Source organism: Sphingopyxis sp. A083 (genome assembly GCF_001468495.1).
Classification (GTDB): domain Bacteria; phylum Pseudomonadota; class Alphaproteobacteria; order Sphingomonadales; family Sphingomonadaceae; genus Sphingopyxis; species Sphingopyxis terrae.
In genome coordinates this window covers 31,558-48,748 of the sequence record NZ_LNSK01000005.1, presented here as the reverse complement: position 1 = coordinate 48,748, position 17,191 = coordinate 31,558, and the positions used below count along the sequence as shown (strand labels likewise).

Genomic DNA, 17,191 nt, shown 5'->3' with positions numbered 1-17,191 from the left:
AAGGCCGGGGTCCAGAACGTCAACCGCTAACGTTGGTGCAGTAAAGCCCTGGGCCCCGGCTTTCGCCGGGGAACACATCAATGCCGGACGAATGAGAATATCCTCCCTGTCGCGCAGCGATGGGGAGGGGGACTGCGCCCGAAGGGCGTGGTGGAGGGGCCGTGGCGCCGCGGCATTGCCCCTCCGTCAGCCCTGCAGGCTGCCACCTCCCCATGACTTCGCCACGGGGAGGACCGAACGACCGCAACCGGTCGTTTCCGGTCATTCGATCCGTATCGGCGGCGAACGGCGACTTTGGGGTGGGAAGCTGCCACCCGCCATTTTCGTCATCCCGGCGAATGCCGGGATCTCGCCGGTGCGCTATTCCGTTAGGTAGAGATCCCGGCCTTCGCCGGGATGACGATGGAAGAAAAGTCGGCGGACGACCGCAATCGGCCGTTTCCGGTCATTCGCTCCGTATCGGGGTGAGCGCCCCGGTGGCCAGCGAAGCCCTATGCCGCGAGTTGGGGGGTGAAGAGCAGGCTCTGGCTGATCGCGGCGCGGACCATATTCTGGCGGAAGGGCTTGGAGATCAGGAAGGTCGGCTCGACCCGGTTGCCGGTGAGCAGCCGTTCGGGAAAGGCCGTGATGAAGATCGCCGGGACGGGGGCGATCGCCAAAATATCCTGTATCGCGTCAATCCCCGACGATCCGTCGGCAAGCTGGATGTCGGCGAGGACGAGGCCGGCCTCGGTGCGTTCGAACGCCGCGACCGCATCGTCGTGCGTCGTCGCGATCCCGGCAACCTCGTGGCCGAGTTCGCGGACGATCTGTTCAAGCTCCATCGCGATCAGCGGCTCGTCTTCGATAATCAGGACCGAGGTGCGCGATTCGCGGTCGAGATCGCCGACCGCTTCGGCGAGCAGCGTCTCGACGGTGGGGATGTCGGTGCCAGTGATCGCCGCAGCCTCGTCGGCCGAAAAACCTTCCAGCGCGGTCAGCAGGAGGATCTGGCGGCCGAGCGGCGTGATCCGGCGGAGGCGGTCGTTCGCGGCGCGCAGCACCGGGTCGAGTTCGGCGTCGCTGCCTTCGCCGTCGTCGATATAGGCGCTTTCCCAGATGCGGTGGAAACTGCGGTAGAGGTCGATACGCGTATCGGGACAGGTGCGAAATTCCTGGGGCGCCGCGACGATGACTTCCAGCGTGGTGTGGACGAAATTGTCGCCATGTTGCTGACTGCCCGTGAGCGCGCGCGCATAGCGGCGCAGGAACGGCAGATGGCCACGGATTTCTTCGCCCAAGCTCATGCAGGAACCTCCCTCTTTGAACCGATCATACGCGCCCCGCGGGGGCGGGTTCCCGGATTGAAGCAAAAAAGCACCGCCATTTTCTGCAACCACCACGCGCCTGATGCGTAGAGTCTGCCGGGACGCTACCGGATCGCCGCGTAAGTAGCAGAAAGATGGTCTTTTTCTTGCGCGCTCATTCACAAGCTTTTGCAGGGACCAGATTCATGGCACAGCGCCCCACCACGGCAATCGATGCGACGGCATCGAGCGAGGGCGCTTCGGAGAAGAGCGCGGCGGGAAAAGACGGAGGGCGGGCTTTGGCCGACGGGGGCGACGAAGGGGGTTCGAGGGACATGCGCGAGCGCGAACGCCGCCGGCTCGAAACGCTTCGCGAATACCGGATATTGGACACCGCCCCCGAACCGGCTTTCGACCGTGTCACCAAACTTGCGGCCGATCTGTTCGACGCGCCGATCGCGCTCGTGTCGCTGGTCGACGATTGCCGGCAATGGTTCAAATCCTCCTACGGCCTCGATGTCCCCGAAACGCCGCGCGAGATCAGCTTTTGCCAATATGTCGTGACCAGCGAGCAGGCGATGATTGTCGCCGATACGCTGGAGGACAGCCGTTTTCGCAGCAATCCGCTGGTCACCGGCGAACCGCTGATCCGCTTTTACGCCGGTGTGCCGCTGCGCGCCTATAATGGCGCGGTACTGGGGACTTTGTGCATCATCGACCGGCGGCCGCGCGCCGATTTTGCGGACCGCGAGCGCGAACGGCTCGAGGATCTGGCGGCGATCATCATGGCCGAGGCCGACCTGCGGCGCACCGTGATGGAGCGCGACGAGGCGCGGCACATGCTGGAACGCGCGCTCGACTTTTCGTGCATTGCGACCTGGCAGTTCGACGCGCGCACCGACGAGCTCAAATGGCGCGGCGCCACCGCCGAGCTATGGGGCGCCGATTTCGAAACCGCATTGAGGACCGGCGAGGGGTTTTTCGCGCGCGTCCATCCCGAGGATCGCGACGCGGTGCGCCGCGTGCTCTATGCCTCTGTCGACAGCGGCGCGCCCTATTCGATGGAGTACCGCATCGACCATCCCGAACGCGGTGTGCGCTGGATCGCGGCGCGCGGGGACTGGGATGTGCGCCGCGACGATGCCATTCTGACCGGGATCAGCGCCGACATCACCGAACAGAAGAGCCGCCAGGAAAATGCGACGCTGTTGATGCGCGAGCTGCACCACCGGATGCGCAACCTGTTTGCAACGGTCGGCGCGATCATTTCGCTCACCAAAAATTCGGCGCGCGATGTCGACGATTATGTCGAGCGGATCAGCAGCCGGCTCGACGCGCTTAACCGTGCGCAGAACGTCCTGCTCGGCGCAAATTTCATGACCGGATCGATACACGCGCTGATGCGCGAGGTCGAAGCCGCCTTTCCGCGCGTGCGCTGGTCGGGGCCCGACCTGCTGCTGCCCGAAAATGCGCTGGTGGCGATGGCGCTGCTGTTCAACGAACTGGCAACCAATGCGGTCAAGCATGGCGCGTTGACCGGCGCGCGCGGGCAGGTCGATGTCAGCTGGAGCCAGGACCCTGAAGGCAGCGAGCCGCGCCTGTTCCGGCTCGACTGGACCGAAAGCGGCGGCGATGCGCCGATCGGTCCGCCCGATCGCACCAGCTTTGGCACGCTGCTGATGGAGCGCAGCGTCCGGAACAATCTGGGGGGCACGATTACGCGGCACTGGAACCCCGAGGGTCTGCGCGTCGAGATATCGCTGCCCGCCAAATGGCGCGAAGCCTGAAACGCGACGAGGCGATTTGTTCCTTAAATGTTCTCGTGTTAAACGGGCGGCATGTCGGGAAAATCGATTCTGCAAAAGCTCGCGATCCTTGCCGATGCGGCGAAATACGACGCCTCCTGCGCCTCCTCGGGAACGGTGCGCCGCGATTCGACCGCGACCAAGGGCATCGGATCGACCGAAGGCATGGGCATATGCCACAGCTACGCGCCGGACGGCCGCTGCATTTCGCTGCTCAAGATACTGCTGACCAATTTCTGCGTTTATGACTGCCGCTTCTGCATCAACCGGGCGTCGAGCAATGTCGCGCGCGCGCGTTTCGATCCGCAGGAGGTCGTGCGGCTGACACTCGATTTCTACAAGCGCAACTATATCGAGGGGCTGTTCCTGTCGTCGGGGATCATCCGGTCCGAAGACTATACAATGGAGCAGCTGGTCGAGGTCGCGCGGCTGCTGCGCGAGGAGCATCGCTTTCAGGGCTATATCCATTTGAAGACGATCGCGGGCGCCGATCCCGCGCTGATCGCGCTTGCCGGCATTTATGCCGACCGGCTGTCGACCAATGTCGAACTGCCGACCGAGGCAGGACTGGCGAGCTTTGCGCCCGAAAAGAAGCCCGGCGTCATCCGCAAGACGATGGCATCGGTGCGCACGCGCGAGGCCGACGTCCTCGACGCCGCGAAGGGACGGCTGATCGGCAAGGCACCGCCGCCGCGCTTTGCGCCTGCCGGGCAATCGACGCAGATGATCGTCGGCGCCGACGGCGCGCGCGACGACGACATCCTGCACGCGGCGACCAACCTCTATTCGGGCTATCGGCTGCGCCGCGTCTATTATTCGGCCTATAGTCCCATTCCCGACGCGAGCAGCGACCTGCCCCCCGTGCGGCCGCCGCTGATGCGTGAGCACCGCCTGTATCAGGCCGACTGGCTGCTGCGCTTCTATGGCTTCGAGCGCGCCGAAATCATGGCGGGTGGGCGCGGCGGTATGCTCGACCTGGCGATCGATCCCAAGCTTGCGTGGGCGCTTCAGCAGCGCGAGAGCTTCCCCGTCGACATCAACCGGGCGCCGCGCGAACTGCTGCTCCGCGTGCCCGGTCTTGGCACGCGCGCGGTCGACCGCATCGTGGCGGCGCGGCGGCTGGGCAAGGTGCGGCTCGGCGACCTCGCCAAGCTGACGGCGTCGGTCAAAAAGCTGCTGCCCTTCATCGTCACACCCGACTGGCGGCCGGGCAAGCTCACCGACAGTGCCGACCTGCGCGCCCGCTTCGCGCCGCCCGCGGAACAACTGACGCTGGCGCTGTGAGGGAGGTCGTCCTCGAAACGCCCGGCGATTTCGGCGAATGGCGCCGCGCCGCGCGCAGCCTGCTGGCGGACGGGATTGCGCCCGAGGACATCAGCTGGCGCGGCGACGGCGAGGGCGCATCGCTGTTCGGCGAGGCCGCAGCGGTGCTGCCGCCGTCCGGGGCGCTCAGCCTGCCGCGCGAGCTGGTTGCGATCGCCGAGCGGGTGATCTGTTACCGCGATGCCGCGGTGCCCGCTCGTCTTTACCGCGTCCTTTGGCGCGCGTTGCAAGACCGTCGGCTGCTTGAACGGCGCACCGACGCCGATGTCGACTGGCTGATGAAGGCCGACAAGGCGATCCGCCGCGACGTTCACAAGATGCACGCCTTCGTGCGGTTCCGGCGGCTGGGCGAGGATGGCGAGCGCGAGGGCTTCGCCGCGTGGTTCGAGCCCGCGCACCGCATCCTGCGGCTGACCGCCCCCTTTTTCCAGCGTCGCTTCACCGGCATGGACTGGGCGATCGTAACCCCCGACGCGCGTGCGATCTGGCAGGACGAGGAGCTGCGTTACGGCCCCGGCGGGACGCGGGACGAAGTGCCGGAGAGCGATGTGGTCGAGGATCAATGGCGCACCTATTATGGCGCGATCTTCAACCCCGCGCGCGTCAAGATCGCCGCGATGCGCGCCGAAATGCCGAAAAAATATTGGCATAACCTGCCCGAGGCGCAGGATATTGCGCCGTTGCTGGCAGGCGCCGAGGCGCGCGTGGAACGGATGCGCGCGGTGGCCGTTTCGGCTGCGAATGCGCGAACGGAGAAATGGCGCAAACGCGTGACTGACGACGACGCCTCGACCGAAGCCCTTGATACGCTCGACGCGATCGCGCGCGCGCTCGATCGCTGCACGCGCTGTCCGCTCTATTGCGACGCGACGCAGGCGGTCGCGGGCGAGGGGCCGGAGACGGCGCGGATCATGCTGGTCGGCGAACAGCCCGGCGATCAGGAGGATTTGCAGGGACGGCCCTTCGTCGGCCCGGCAGGGCAAGTGCTGAACGAAGCGCTCGACGAAGCGGGCATGGACCGACGGCGGCTGTTTCTGACCAACGCGGTCAAGCATTTCAAATTCGAACCGCGCGGCAAGCGAAGGCTGCACCAGAATCCGACGGCTGCCGAGATCGACCTGTGCCGCTGGTGGCTCGACAAGGAGCGCGCGCTGGTCCGGCCCGACGTGATCGTGACGCTGGGCGGCAGCGCCCTGCGCGGGGTGACGGGGCGAAGCGCGACGATCGCGTCGATGCGCGGGTCGGTGCATGAATTGGAGGGCGGGTCGAAGCTGATCGCGACGGTCCATCCGTCGTTCCTGCTCCGCCTGCCCGACCGCGACCGCGCGGCAAAGGAGCGCGACATGTTCGTCGCCGACCTGATCCGCGCGCGAAAGCTGGCCGCCTGATGCCCGGCGCTAGCTGGATCGAGCCGCACCCGAGCGGCATCTATGTGAAGCCCGCCGACTTGTGGATCGATCCGTCGCGCCCCGTTGCGCGCGCTGCGGTCACCCACGGCCACGCCGATCATGCGCGCAGCGGGCATGGATCGGTCTTCGCGACGCCGGAGACGCTCGCGATCATGGCCCTGCGCTATGGCGTCGATGCCGAGGCGAGCCATAATCAGGCCTTTGCCTATGGCGACGGGTTCGAGCGCGGCGGGGTGCGGTTCAGCTTCCATCCCGCCGGCCATGTGCTCGGCAGCGCGCAGATATTGATGGAGTATCGCGGCGAGCGGATCGTCGTCACCGGCGATTACAAGCGCCGGGCCGACCCGACCTGCGCACCGTTCGAGGTGGTGCCGTGCGATATTTTCGTGACGGAGGCGACCTTTGGCCTGCCGGTGTTCCGGCACCCTCGGACTGGGGACGAGATCGCCAAGCTGATCGGCGCGGTGCGTGCCGAGCCCGACCGCGCGATACTCGTCGGCGCCTATGCGCTCGGCAAGGCGCAGCGGGTGATCGCCGAACTGCGCGGCGCGGGCTGGGATGCGCCCATCTATATTCACGGCGCGCTCGAACGGATGTGCGCGCTCTATGCTGCGCACGGCGTCGATCTGGGCGAATTGCGGCTGGTATCCGAAACCGACAAGGCGGCGATGGCGGGGCAGATCGTCATTGCCCCGCCGTCCGCGCTCAACGACCGCTGGTCGCGGCGGCTCCCCGATCCCGTCACCGCGATGGCGTCGGGCTGGATGCGGGTGCGCCAGCGCGCGCGGCAACGGATGGTCGAACTGCCGCTCGTCATCTCGGACCATGCCGACTGGGACGAACTGACCGCGACGATCGCCGAAGTGAACCCCAAGGAGAGCTGGATCACCCACGGCAGCGAGGACGGCCTCTTGCGCTGGTGCGAACTCACCCAGCGCAAGGCGCGCGCGCTGCACCTCGTCGGCCGCGACCTGGAGGAGGAGGCGTGAAGCGCTTCGCCGCCCTGATCGACCGGCTGATCTACACGCGCTCGCGCAACAGCAAGCTGGCGCTGATCGTCGATTATCTGAAGCATACGCCCGATCCCGATCGCGGCTGGGCGCTTGCGGCGTTGACCGAGGCGCTCGACTTTCCGGCGGTGAAGGCGGGGACGGTGCGGACGCTGCTCGCGACGCGCGTGGATGAAGAGCTGTTCCGGCTGTCGCGGCATTTCGTCGGCGATACGGCGGAGACGGCGGCGCTGTTATGGCCTGATTCAGACAACCGGACAGAAACAATCCGCATCCCCGAGCGAAGCCGAGGGGCTCTTTCGAGCGCAGCGAGAATATCGGGCGTTGCGGCCTCGACTTCGCTCGGCATGGCCCCTCGGCTTCGCTCGGGGATGCGGGATTCGGACACTGCGCAATCTTCACTCTCGGTCTCCGAAGCCGTCGACGCGCTGGCCGCCGCCAGCCGCAGCGATGCGCCCGCGATCGTCGCCGCATTGCTCGACCGGCTCGACGCCGACGGGCGTTATGCGCTGCTCAAACTGGCTTTGGGCGGGATGCGCGTCGGGGTGTCGGCGCGGCTGGCGAAACAGGCTTTTGCACAGGCGTTCGGCGTGCCGGTCGACGATGTCGAGGAGCTGTGGCACGCGATCCCGCCGCCCTATGCGCCGCTGTTCGCCTGGGGTGAGGGACGGGCGCCGCGCCCCGACCTTGCCGACGTCGCCTTCTTTCGGCCCTTCATGCTGGCGCACCCGCTTGAGCAAGAGGCTATCGACCTTGCCGACTTCGCCGCCGAATGGAAATGGGACGGCATCCGGGTCCAGATCGTGCGTGCCGCCGGCGAGACGCGTATCTATAGCCGTGGCGGCGAGGAAATCAGCGGCGCCTTCCCTGAACTGGTCGCGGCTTTCGATCAGGAGGCGGTGATCGACGGCGAATTGCTCGTGCGCGGCGAGGTTCAGGGCGGCCCAGAAACACAGGGAGGGGCGGCGAGCTTCAACGCGCTGCAACAGCGGCTGGGGCGCAAGACCGTGTCGAAAAAGATGCTCGCCGATTATCCAGCCTTCGTGCGCGTCTACGACCTGCTTGGCGTCGATGGCGATGATTTGCGCGCCCTGACGTGGACCGAGCGACGACGCCAGTTGGAGGCCTTCGTCCCGCGGCTGGCCGCCAGCCATTTCGACCTGTCGCAGGTCATCGACGCGAAGGATTTCGACGACCTCGCCGAACGCCGCGCCGGCGCACGCGACGCCGCGATCGAAGGCGTGATGCTCAAGCGGCGTGATGCCCCCTATGTCGCCGGGCGACGGGCGGGGCTGTGGTACAAATGGAAACGCGACCCGCTGACCGCCGATTGCGTGATGATGTATGCGCAGCGCGGGAACGGGCGCCGCGCCAGCTTCTATTCGGATTATACCTTCGGCTGCTGGACCGAGGCGGGCGAATTGCTGCCGGTGGGCAAGGCCTATTCGGGCTTCACCGACGCGGAGCTGAAGTGGCTCGACAAGTTCGTGCGCGACAACACGGTCGATCGCTTCGGCCCGGTGCGCGAGGTCCAAAAGACGCTGGTGCTCGAAGTTGCCTTCGATTCGATCCACGCATCGAAGCGGCACAAATCGGGGCTGGCGATGCGTTTCCCGCGCATCGCGCGCATCCGGCGCGACAAGCCGGCGGAGGAAGCCGACCGGATCGCGACGCTGCGCAGCATGGTGACGTAAAAATAACGCCAGAATTCGTCGTCACGGGGTTGCAACTCGCGTCAAACATACCGAGTTACACCCCCGAACACCAAAAAAAAGGAGACTGCCATGACAATCGCTTTTCCGCCGCTGCCCTATGCCGAGGACGCGCTGGCGCCGCATATTTCGGCCGACACGCTCGCGACGCATCATGGCAAGCATCACAAGGCCTATGTCGACAAGACCAATGCCGCGATCGAAGGCACCGACCTCGCCGGCAAGAGCCTCGAGGAAATCATCCACCATGCCGAAGGGTCGGGCAACAAGGGGCTGTTCAACAACAGCGCCCAGTCGTGGAACCACGCTTTCTACTGGAACTGCCTGTCACCGACCAAGACCGCACCGTCGGGCGATCTCGCCGCGGCGATCGACCGCGACTTCGGGTCGCTGGACGATCTCAAGAAGAAGCTGAAGGACACGGCGGTCAACCATTTCGCCTCGGGCTGGGCGTGGCTGGTCGCCAAGGACGGCAAGCTGTCGGTCACCGACACGCATGACGCCGGCACCGAAGTGACCGCCGGCATCAAGCCGCTGCTCGTCATCGACGTGTGGGAACATGCCTATTACATCGACCGCAAGAACCTGCGCCCGGCCTACGTCGATGCGGTGGTCGACGAGCTGCTCAACTGGGATTTCGCCGCCGAGAATCTGGCGCGCGACGGCGCCTGGATCTATCCGGCGTAATTTCCCGTCAAAGAAAAGGCCGTGCGTCCCCGCGAAGGCGGGGACCCATCTCCGGTCGGTGCTATTTTTCGCCCACGGATGATGGACCCCCGCCTTCGCGGGGGCACACGGCTTTCGACGTCAGGGCATTGGCTTCTGTCATAAGACTATTTCCTCGCCTATAGGCGCGGCATGACGATCAGCCTCTTCGAACTTTTCAAAATCGGTGTCGGACCATCGAGCTCGCATACCGTCGGACCGATGGTTGCGGCGCGGCGCTTCACCGTCTGGCTCGACGAACGCGGCCTGCTCGGCAAGGCGGCGCATGTCGAGGCCGATCTCTATGGCTCGCTTGCGCTGACGGGGAAGGGGCACGCGGCCGATACCGCAGTCGTCGCCGGGCTGGCGGGCGAAATCCCGGCCGAAACCAGCCTCGCCGCGATCAAGGCGCATTGGGACCGCGCCGAGAATGAAGGCTTTCTTTATCTGCTCGGCCGCCATCGCGTCCGCTTTCAGCCGGCGCGCGACCTGCATTTCCAGATGAAGCAGCGCCAGCCCTTTCACAGCAACGCCCTGAGCTTCACCGCGCGCGACGGCGATGGCGAGATACTGGCCAAGCGCATGTATTTCTCGATCGGCGGCGGTTTCGTCGTCGACGAGGAGGAGGCGGGACGCAACAGCCGCGGCGCCGAGGACGAGGTGGCGCTGCCTTTCGCCTTCACCTCGGGCGCTGATCTCCTCAGCATGGGTGCGGCGTCGGGCAAGAGTTTCGCCGAAATGATGCTCGACAACGAGCTGGTGCACCGCAGCCCCGAACAGGTCGAGGCCGGGCTCGACCTGATCGCCGCCGCGATGGACGCGTCGATCGATGCGGGCTGCTGCAGCACGGGCACGCTGCCCGGCGGGCTGAAGGTCAAGCGCCGCGCGCCGCAGATCGCCGCCGACATCCGCGAACGGCATGAGGCGAACCTGTCCGATCCGATGGCGATGATGGACTGGATCAACCTGTGGGCGATGGCGGTGAACGAGGAAAATGCCGCGGGCGGCAAGGTCGTCACCGCGCCCACCAATGGCGCGGCGGGGATCATCCCGGCGGTGATCCGCTATTACCGGCGCAGCTATCGCGGCGACGCGGCGGGGGTGCGCACCTTCCTGCTCGCCGCTGGGGCGGTCGGGGCATTGTACAAGCGTAACGCCAGCATCTCGGGCGCCGAGGTCGGCTGCCAGGGCGAGGTCGGCGTCGCCTGTTCGATGGCGGCGGCGGGGCTCACCGCAGCGCTCGGCGGCACCAACGCGCAGGTCGAAAATGCCGCCGAGATCGGCATGGAGCATAATCTGGGTCTCACCTGCGACCCGATCGGCGGGCTGGTCCAGATCCCGTGCATCGAGCGCAACGCGATGGGCGCGATCAAGGCGATCGACGCGAGCCGCATCGCGATGATCGGCGACGGCACGCACGTCGTCAGCCTCGACACGGTGATCGCAACGATGTTGCAGACGGGGCGCGACATGCGCGACAAATATAAGGAAACGTCGAAGGGCGGGCTGGCGGTTAGCGTGGTGGAGTGTTGAGGGGGCGCCGAATTGAGATGCGGTTGTATCACCCGTTCATCCTGTCGATTTTGGCCGTTCTTAGCATGACAAATGCGGTCGCTTGCGAAGTGGCTGACGTTCCAGAGACATTGAAAGAAATCGACGATAATGCTCGGCAGCAATTCGCAAATGCCGAGGGCGTGTATGAGGGGATAATTATCGCCAGTCCGGATGCTCGGGATGGCGGAACATTTTGGGTGATCAAAACTCATAAAGGGCAGAACAGAAGTTATCAGTTTCTGCATTTGCCTATCGCGGGTGGCTGTATCGGCGCGCTCGGACCGAGCGGCTTGGCTGACACCGGATTTCTAGCCATGCCAGACGAACCCGCCAACCGCTTTAATGGATTGGTTGCTCCTCAAATCGCCCAAAGCTGGGAGCGCCAACAACTTGTTGAGCAAGGCAGGGTTACGACCGCCAAAGTCTTGGCGGTTCTTGGCGCGTTGTTGCTTGTTCTGGTCGGCCTGATGTGGCGCTTCATGCTGCGAGGTAAGAGGATGAAATAGCCCTCTCGCGGGCTGGCTTTACTGGGCTATGCCGCATCGCTTCGCTGCAACATCCCCCCGGTAACTCCTCGCGTAACTTGTCGATCAGTAGCCGTGCCTTTGGCAGCAGATGGCGCCGCCGCGGATCGACGGCCCAGACCGGCTCCTCCTGCGGGCGCAGCTGGTTGAGGAGCGAGACGAGCGTGCCGCTTTTCTAGCCCATCCATCGTCATTGCGAGGAGCGAAGCGACGAAGCATCTCCAGTCATCGGCAAAGCGGTGCGATAGCTGGAGATTGCTTCGCTCCGCTTGCAATGACCCGGTACGGATGCGGACGGGACGAGCGCCAACTTGTTTCAGGGTTCATGGCCTGCCGTTTCCTTCGACGCCGTGTTCTTTTCTTTCACACGAAGACACGAAGAGGAAGACGTGGGCCGCTATGTCCCACTTCTCCGTCAGCGCCGCGGCTGGCCGAACGGTCCGAATCAAAAGCCGCTTCGCGGCCGATGCGACATCTTTGTGTCTTTGTGTGAAAATAGCTGGCGCCGCCTGGGCTGGCGAGCACCGGGCCATGGATGCTGAAACGCATTCAGCATGACGAAGGTTGGGAATGCGACCCTCGCATCTTGCATTGCGACCCCATTTGCCTGATTGGAGCGCCCGAGAAGGAGACCCGCCATGAAGACCCGCGCCGCCGTTGCGTTCGAAGCGAAGAAGCCGCTCGAAATCGTCGAACTCGACCTCGAAGGCCCGAAGGCGGGCGAGGTGCTGGTCGAGATCATGGCGACGGGGATCTGCCACACCGACGCCTATACGCTCGACGGCTTCGACAGCGAGGGCATCTTCCCGAGCGTGCTGGGGCATGAGGGCGCGGGCGTGGTGCGCGAGGTCGGCGCGGGCGTCACCAGCGTGAAGCCCGGCGACCATGTGATCCCGCTCTACACCCCCGAATGCCGCCAGTGCAAAAGCTGCCTCAGCGGCAAGACCAACCTCTGCACCGCGATCCGCGCCACGCAGGGCAAGGGGCTGATGCCCGACGGCACGACGCGCTTTTCGTACAAGGGCCAGCCGATCTTCCACTATATGGGCTGCTCGACCTTCTCGAACTTCACCGTGCTGCCCGAGATCGCGGTCGCGAAGATCCGCGAGGACGCGCCCTTCCAGTCGAGCTGCTACATCGGCTGCGGTGTGACCACCGGCGTCGGCGCGGTGATCAACACCGCGAAGGTGCAGGTCGGCGACAATGTCGTCGTCTTCGGTTTGGGCGGCATCGGGCTCAACGTGATCCAGGGCGCGCGGCTTGCCGGTGCGAACCAGATCATCGGTGTCGACATCAACCCCGATCGCGAAGAATGGGGCCGCAAGTTCGGCATGACCGATTTCCTCAATTCGAAGGGCATGAGCCGCGAGGATGTCGTCGCGGCGATCGTCGCGATGACCGACGGCGGCGCCGATTACACCTTCGACGCGACGGGCAACACCGAGGTGATGCGGATCGCACTCGAAGCCTGCCATCGCGGCTGGGGCACCTCGATCATCATCGGCGTCGCCGAGGCGGGCAAGGAGATCGCGACGCGGCCGTTCCAGCTCGTCACCGGCCGCAACTGGCGCGGCACGGCCTTCGGCGGCGCCAAGGGCCGCACCGACGTGCCCAAGATCGTCGACATGTATATGCAGGGCAAGATCGAGATCGACCCGATGATCACCCATGTCATGGGCCTCGAAGAGATCAACAAGGGGTTCGACCTGATGCATGCGGGGGAAAGCATCCGCAGCGTTGTCGTGTATTGACGCGGAAGGACGCGCAGCATGTTCAGCCATGTCACGCTCGGCGCCAACGATATTGCGGCGACCAAGCGCTTTTACGATGCGGCGCTTGGTGCGCTCGGCATCCCCGTCGGCCGCGTCGATGAGCGTGGCCGGTTGATCTACGCGCATGACGGCGGACGGCTCGTCATCACCAAGCCGGTGAATGGTGAAGCGGCGGCGTGCGGAAACGGCCATACGCTCGGCCTGCTCGCGGCCTCGCCCGAGGCGGTCGATGCGTGGCACGCCGCGGGCCTTGCCAATGGCGGGACGAGCGCCGAGGATCCGCCGGGCATTCGCAACGCGACCGAAGGCCGGGTGCTGTATCTGGCCTATCTGCGCGATCCGGCGGGCAACAAGCTGTGCGCTTTCCACAAGATTTCGGGCTGACATGACAACCGAACGTCCGGCCGCTTTCGTCCTGACCTTCAGCTGCGTCGATGCGGTGGGCATCGTCGCGGCGGTGACGGGGCTGCTTGCCGAAACCGACGGCTTCATCCTCGACAGCCAGCAATATGCCGACCTCGATTCGGGGCGCTTTTTCATGCGCGTCGAATTTCGCGGCGCGGGGCCGCGCTTTCCGCAGACGCTGGACGCGGTGCGCGCGGCGTTCGCGCCGATCGTCGCGCGGTTCGCTATGGAAGCGCGGATCAGCGATGCCGGGGCCAAGCCGCGCTTCGTGATCGCCGTGTCGCAGGGCAGCCATTGCCTCAACGACCTGCTCCACCGCTGGTCGACGGGCAATCTGGCGATCGACGTCGTCGGCGTGGTGTCCAACCACGACCATTTGCGCCGCCTGACCGAATGGCACGGCGTGCCCTTCCACTATCTGCCCGTCAGCGACGCGAACCGCGCCGAACAGGAAGCCGCGATGCTGGACGTCATGGCACGCGGCGGCGCCGATTATCTGGTGCTCGCGCGCTATATGCAGGTGCTTTCGGCCGATCTGTCGGCGAAGCTCGCGGGGCGCTGCATCAACATCCATCATAGCTTCCTGCCCGGCTTCAAGGGCGCCAAGCCCTATCATCGCGCGCACGAACGCGGGGTGAAGCTGATCGGCGCGACGGCGCATTTCGTGACGAGCGACCTCGACGAAGGCCCGATCATCGAGCAGGCGGTCGAGCGCGTCGACCATCGCGACGGGATCGAAGACCTGATCCGTATCGGCCGCGATGTCGAGGCGCAGGTGCTGGCGCGCGCGGTGCGCTGGGTCGCCGAACAGCGGGTGTTGATCGACGGACGCAAGACGGTGGTCTTCCGTTAGTCACGCGAACAGGATAAGTCCCGATTCGCAACCAAATCAGGAGGAGCCAAGGGCGATGTACAGTCACAATATGGTCGGATCGAACGACCTCGACGCATCGAAGAAATTCTACGACGCGACCTTTCAGGCGATCGGCGGCAAGCCGGGCATCGTCGACGACAAGGGGCGCCTCATCTATATGCACAATGGCGGACTGTTCCTCGTGACGGCACCGATCGACGGCCAGCCAGCGACTGCGGGCAATGGCTGCACCATCGGTTTCGCAATGGAAGGGCCCGAGCAAGCGAAGGCGTGGCATGACGCCGGCGTCGCCGCGGGCGGCACTTCGATCGAAGATCCGCCGGGCGTGCGCGAAGGCGGCTTCGGCAGCCTGTACCTCGCTTATCTCCGCGATCCGTCGGGCAACAAGCTGTGCGCGCTGCACCGCGTCGTCTGATCGTCTGAGGCCCTATGCGCGGCGAAGCGGGATTGCTGGCGGATCTGGATGCGCTCGCCATCCCCTTCACCGCGCACGAACATGTCGCGGTGTTTACCGTCGCCGAAAGCGATACGGTGAATGCCGCGATTCCGGGCGCGCACACCAAAAATCTGTTCCTGAAGGACGCGGGCGGGGCCTTCTGGCTCGTCACCGTGCCGGGCGAAGCGCGCGTCGACCTGAAAGCGCTGCCCGCCGCGATCGGATGCAAGCGCGTGAGCTTCGGCAAGGCCGACGACATGCAGCGGCTGCTCGGCATCGCCCCGGGATCGGTGACGCCGCTTGCCGCGATCAACGCCGCACCGGGAAGCATCACGGTGGTGCTCGATGCCGGGCTTGCGGCTGCGGAGCGCGTCAACGTCCATCCGCTGCGCAACACCGGAACCATCGGCCTTGCGGGCGCAACGATCCTCGACCTCTTGCGTCATTGGGGGCATGAGCCGTTGATCGCTTCCATACCCGTGCAGGACAATCCATGACCCTCGAAACGCTATCGACCAACCGCAGCCATGGCGGCACGCAGGGCGTCTATCGCCATGCCAGCGACACCACCGGCACCGACATGACCTTTGCGGTGTTCGTTCCCGATCATGCGCCGGGCGCGAAGCTGCCGGTGCTGTGGTATCTGTCGGGGCTGACCTGCACCCATGCCAATGTGATGGAAAAGGGCGAATATCGCGCCGCCTGCGCGCAGCACGGCATCATCTTCATCGCTCCCGACACGAGCCCGCGCGGTGAGGGCGTGCCCGACGACCCCGAAGGCGCATGGGATTTCGGACTCGGCGCCGGCTTCTATGTGGATGCGACCGAGGCGCCATGGGCAAAGAATTACCGCATGCGCTCCTATATCGAGGATGAACTCCCGTCGGTAGTACTGCGCAATTTCCCGATGGCCGACATGACGCGGCAGGGGATCAGCGGTCATTCGATGGGTGGCCATGGCGCGCTGACGGTGGCGCTGCGCACGCCCGACCGCTTCCGCTCGGTCTCGGCCTTTTCGCCGATCGTCGCGCCGCTGCAATGCCCGTGGGGCGAAAAGGCGCTGTCGAACTATCTCGGTGCCGACCGCGAGCCGTGGAGTCACTATGACGCCTGCGCGCTGATCGAAGGCGGCGCGCGCGTTGCCGACCTGCTCGTCGATCAGGGAGAGGCGGACAGCTTCCTCGAAGATCAGCTCAAGACGCATCTGCTGGTTGAGGCGTGCGAGAAGGCGGGGCAGAAAGCAGAAATCCGCATGCAGCCGGGCTATGACCACAGCTATTATTTCATCTCGACCTTCATGGCCGAGCATGTCGGCTGGCACGCCGAACGGTTGAAGGCTTAGTCGCTCCCCTCCCGCCCGCAAGCGGCAAAGATCAGGGCATCAACAGCGTCGACCCCATGGTCCGACCCGCTTCCAGATCTTCGTGTGCGCGAGCCGCGTCGCGGAGCGGGTAGCGCTGACCGATGGTGATCGCGACCGCGCCGTTTTCGATCATCTCGAACACGCGCGCGGCGCCGGCGGCGCGTTCGCCGGGATCGAGATAATAGTCGAACAAGGTCGGGCGCGTGACGAACTGCGATCCGTGCTGCGCCAGGATGCCGAGATTGACGCCGGTCACCGGCCCGCCGGCATTGCCGTAGCTGACGATCAGCCCGCGGCGCGCGGTGGCCTTGAGCGAGGTCGCCCAGGTCGCCATGCCGATGCCGTCGAAAGTGACGGGAACGCCTTGGCCGTCGGTGATTTCGCGGACGTGCGCGGCGACATCTTCGTCCCGGTAGCGGATGACATGGTCGACGCCGGCGTCGCGCGCGGCCTGTTCCTTGGCTGCGGTGCTGACGGTGCCGATCACGGTGGCGCCGACGGCTTTCAGCCATTGGACGAGGATCAGACCGACCCCGCCGGCGGCGGCGTGGACGAGCACCGGCCAGCCCGCCTCGACCTTGGCGCAGCGTTCGACGAGCGCTTCGACCGTGCAGGCCTTGAGCAGCGCGGCCGCCGCGGTCTCGTCGTCGATCGCCGCGGGCAGTTTGAACAGCGCGGCAGCGGGTACGAGCCGCGCGGTCGCATAGGCCGTGCGGCGGGGGCCGAAGGTCGCGACGCGGTCGCCGGGCTTCAGCCCGTGGACGTCGGCACCGATCGCCACGATCTCGCCCGCCGCCTCGAGCCCCAGACCGCCAGGAAGGTCGACCGGGTAGGTGCCGTCGCGATGATAGGCGTCGATATAATTGAGCCCGACAGCGGTCTGGCGGACCAGCACCTCGCCCGACCCGGGGGCGCCGAGCGTGACGCTGCGCCACTGGATGACGTCGGGACCGCCCTGCTTCTCGATAAAGGCTTCAACCGCTTCCATGCGTCCTCTCCTGCCGTTCGCCCGA

At 65.5% G+C, this 17,191-nt stretch carries 16 protein-coding genes; 14 read left to right on the top strand and 2 right to left on the bottom strand.

What is annotated here, in order from left to right:
- Positions 1-491 precede the first annotated feature (491 nt).
- Complete coding sequence (locus tag ATE59_RS10790; protein WP_058812438.1) at positions 492-1,286, bottom strand: response regulator; 795 nt, start codon at positions 1,284-1,286, stop codon at positions 492-494.
- A 335-nt stretch (positions 1,287-1,621) separates the two neighbouring features.
- Here ATE59_RS10790 and ATE59_RS10785 point away from each other — a divergent pair, with 335 nt between their 5' ends.
- The 14 genes from ATE59_RS10785 (at position 1,622) to fghA (ending at position 16,157) form a co-directional block, all read left to right on the top strand.
- Complete coding sequence (locus ATE59_RS10785) at positions 1,622-3,073, top strand: GAF domain-containing protein (RefSeq protein ID WP_058812437.1); 1,452 nt, start codon at positions 1,622-1,624, stop codon at positions 3,071-3,073.
- Between the two features lie 51 nt (positions 3,074-3,124).
- Complete coding sequence (locus ATE59_RS10780; protein ID WP_058812436.1) at positions 3,125-4,375, top strand: putative DNA modification/repair radical SAM protein; 1,251 nt, start codon at positions 3,125-3,127, stop codon at positions 4,373-4,375.
- Entirely contained in the window at positions 4,372-5,802 is a 1,431-nt protein-coding gene (locus ATE59_RS10775; protein ID WP_058812435.1) for a UdgX family uracil-DNA binding protein, read from the top strand. The genes ATE59_RS10780 and ATE59_RS10775 overlap by 4 nt, the downstream gene beginning before the upstream one ends.
- On the top strand, positions 5,802-6,812 hold the full coding sequence (locus tag ATE59_RS10770) for a ligase-associated DNA damage response exonuclease (protein WP_058812434.1): 1,011 nt from the start codon (positions 5,802-5,804) through the stop codon (positions 6,810-6,812). Before ATE59_RS10775 ends, ATE59_RS10770 begins: the two co-directional genes overlap by 1 nt.
- Positions 6,809-8,527, top strand: a complete 1,719-nt coding sequence (locus ATE59_RS10765) for a cisplatin damage response ATP-dependent DNA ligase (protein WP_058812433.1) — start codon at positions 6,809-6,811, stop codon at positions 8,525-8,527. Before ATE59_RS10770 ends, ATE59_RS10765 begins: the two co-directional genes overlap by 4 nt.
- Before the next feature lie 90 nt (positions 8,528-8,617).
- A complete protein-coding gene (locus ATE59_RS10760; protein WP_058812432.1) occupies positions 8,618-9,232 on the top strand; it encodes a superoxide dismutase in 615 nt (204 codons plus the stop codon).
- A gap of 171 nt (positions 9,233-9,403) precedes the next feature.
- Positions 9,404-10,783 carry an L-serine ammonia-lyase gene (locus ATE59_RS10755; RefSeq protein ID WP_058812431.1) on the top strand — a complete coding sequence of 460 codons (1,380 nt, stop codon included), beginning with the start codon at positions 9,404-9,406 and terminating at the stop codon, positions 10,781-10,783.
- 65 nt (positions 10,784-10,848) lie between these two features.
- Positions 10,849-11,310 carry a hypothetical protein gene (locus ATE59_RS10750; RefSeq protein WP_197409164.1) on the top strand — a complete coding sequence of 154 codons (462 nt, stop codon included), beginning with the start codon at positions 10,849-10,851 and terminating at the stop codon, positions 11,308-11,310.
- Between the two features lie 656 nt (positions 11,311-11,966).
- Positions 11,967-13,079 carry an S-(hydroxymethyl)glutathione dehydrogenase/class III alcohol dehydrogenase gene (locus ATE59_RS10745; RefSeq protein WP_058812429.1) on the top strand — a complete coding sequence of 371 codons (1,113 nt, stop codon included), beginning with the start codon at positions 11,967-11,969 and terminating at the stop codon, positions 13,077-13,079.
- An 18-nt stretch (positions 13,080-13,097) separates the two neighbouring features.
- Positions 13,098-13,484, top strand: a complete 387-nt coding sequence (locus ATE59_RS10740; protein WP_003052594.1) for a VOC family protein — start codon at positions 13,098-13,100, stop codon at positions 13,482-13,484.
- Position 13,485: 1 nt separating this feature from the next.
- On the top strand, positions 13,486-14,358 hold the full coding sequence (purU, locus tag ATE59_RS10735) for a formyltetrahydrofolate deformylase (protein WP_058812428.1): 873 nt from the start codon (positions 13,486-13,488) through the stop codon (positions 14,356-14,358).
- A 55-nt stretch (positions 14,359-14,413) separates the two neighbouring features.
- The gene (locus ATE59_RS10730; RefSeq protein ID WP_003052600.1) at positions 14,414-14,794 is read left to right on the top strand and encodes a VOC family protein; all 381 of its coding nucleotides are present in this window, start codon (positions 14,414-14,416) and stop codon (positions 14,792-14,794) included.
- A gap of 14 nt (positions 14,795-14,808) precedes the next feature.
- Complete coding sequence (locus ATE59_RS10725; protein WP_058812427.1) at positions 14,809-15,312, top strand: prolyl-tRNA synthetase associated domain-containing protein; 504 nt, start codon at positions 14,809-14,811, stop codon at positions 15,310-15,312.
- Complete coding sequence (gene fghA, locus ATE59_RS10720; protein ID WP_058812426.1) at positions 15,309-16,157, top strand: S-formylglutathione hydrolase; 849 nt, start codon at positions 15,309-15,311, stop codon at positions 16,155-16,157. Before ATE59_RS10725 ends, fghA begins: the two co-directional genes overlap by 4 nt.
- A gap of 31 nt (positions 16,158-16,188) precedes the next feature.
- Here fghA and ATE59_RS10715 read toward each other — a convergent pair whose 3' ends face one another.
- Positions 16,189-17,166, bottom strand: a complete 978-nt coding sequence (locus tag ATE59_RS10715; protein WP_058812425.1) for a quinone oxidoreductase family protein — start codon at positions 17,164-17,166, stop codon at positions 16,189-16,191.
- Between the last annotated feature and the right edge of the window lie 25 nt (positions 17,167-17,191).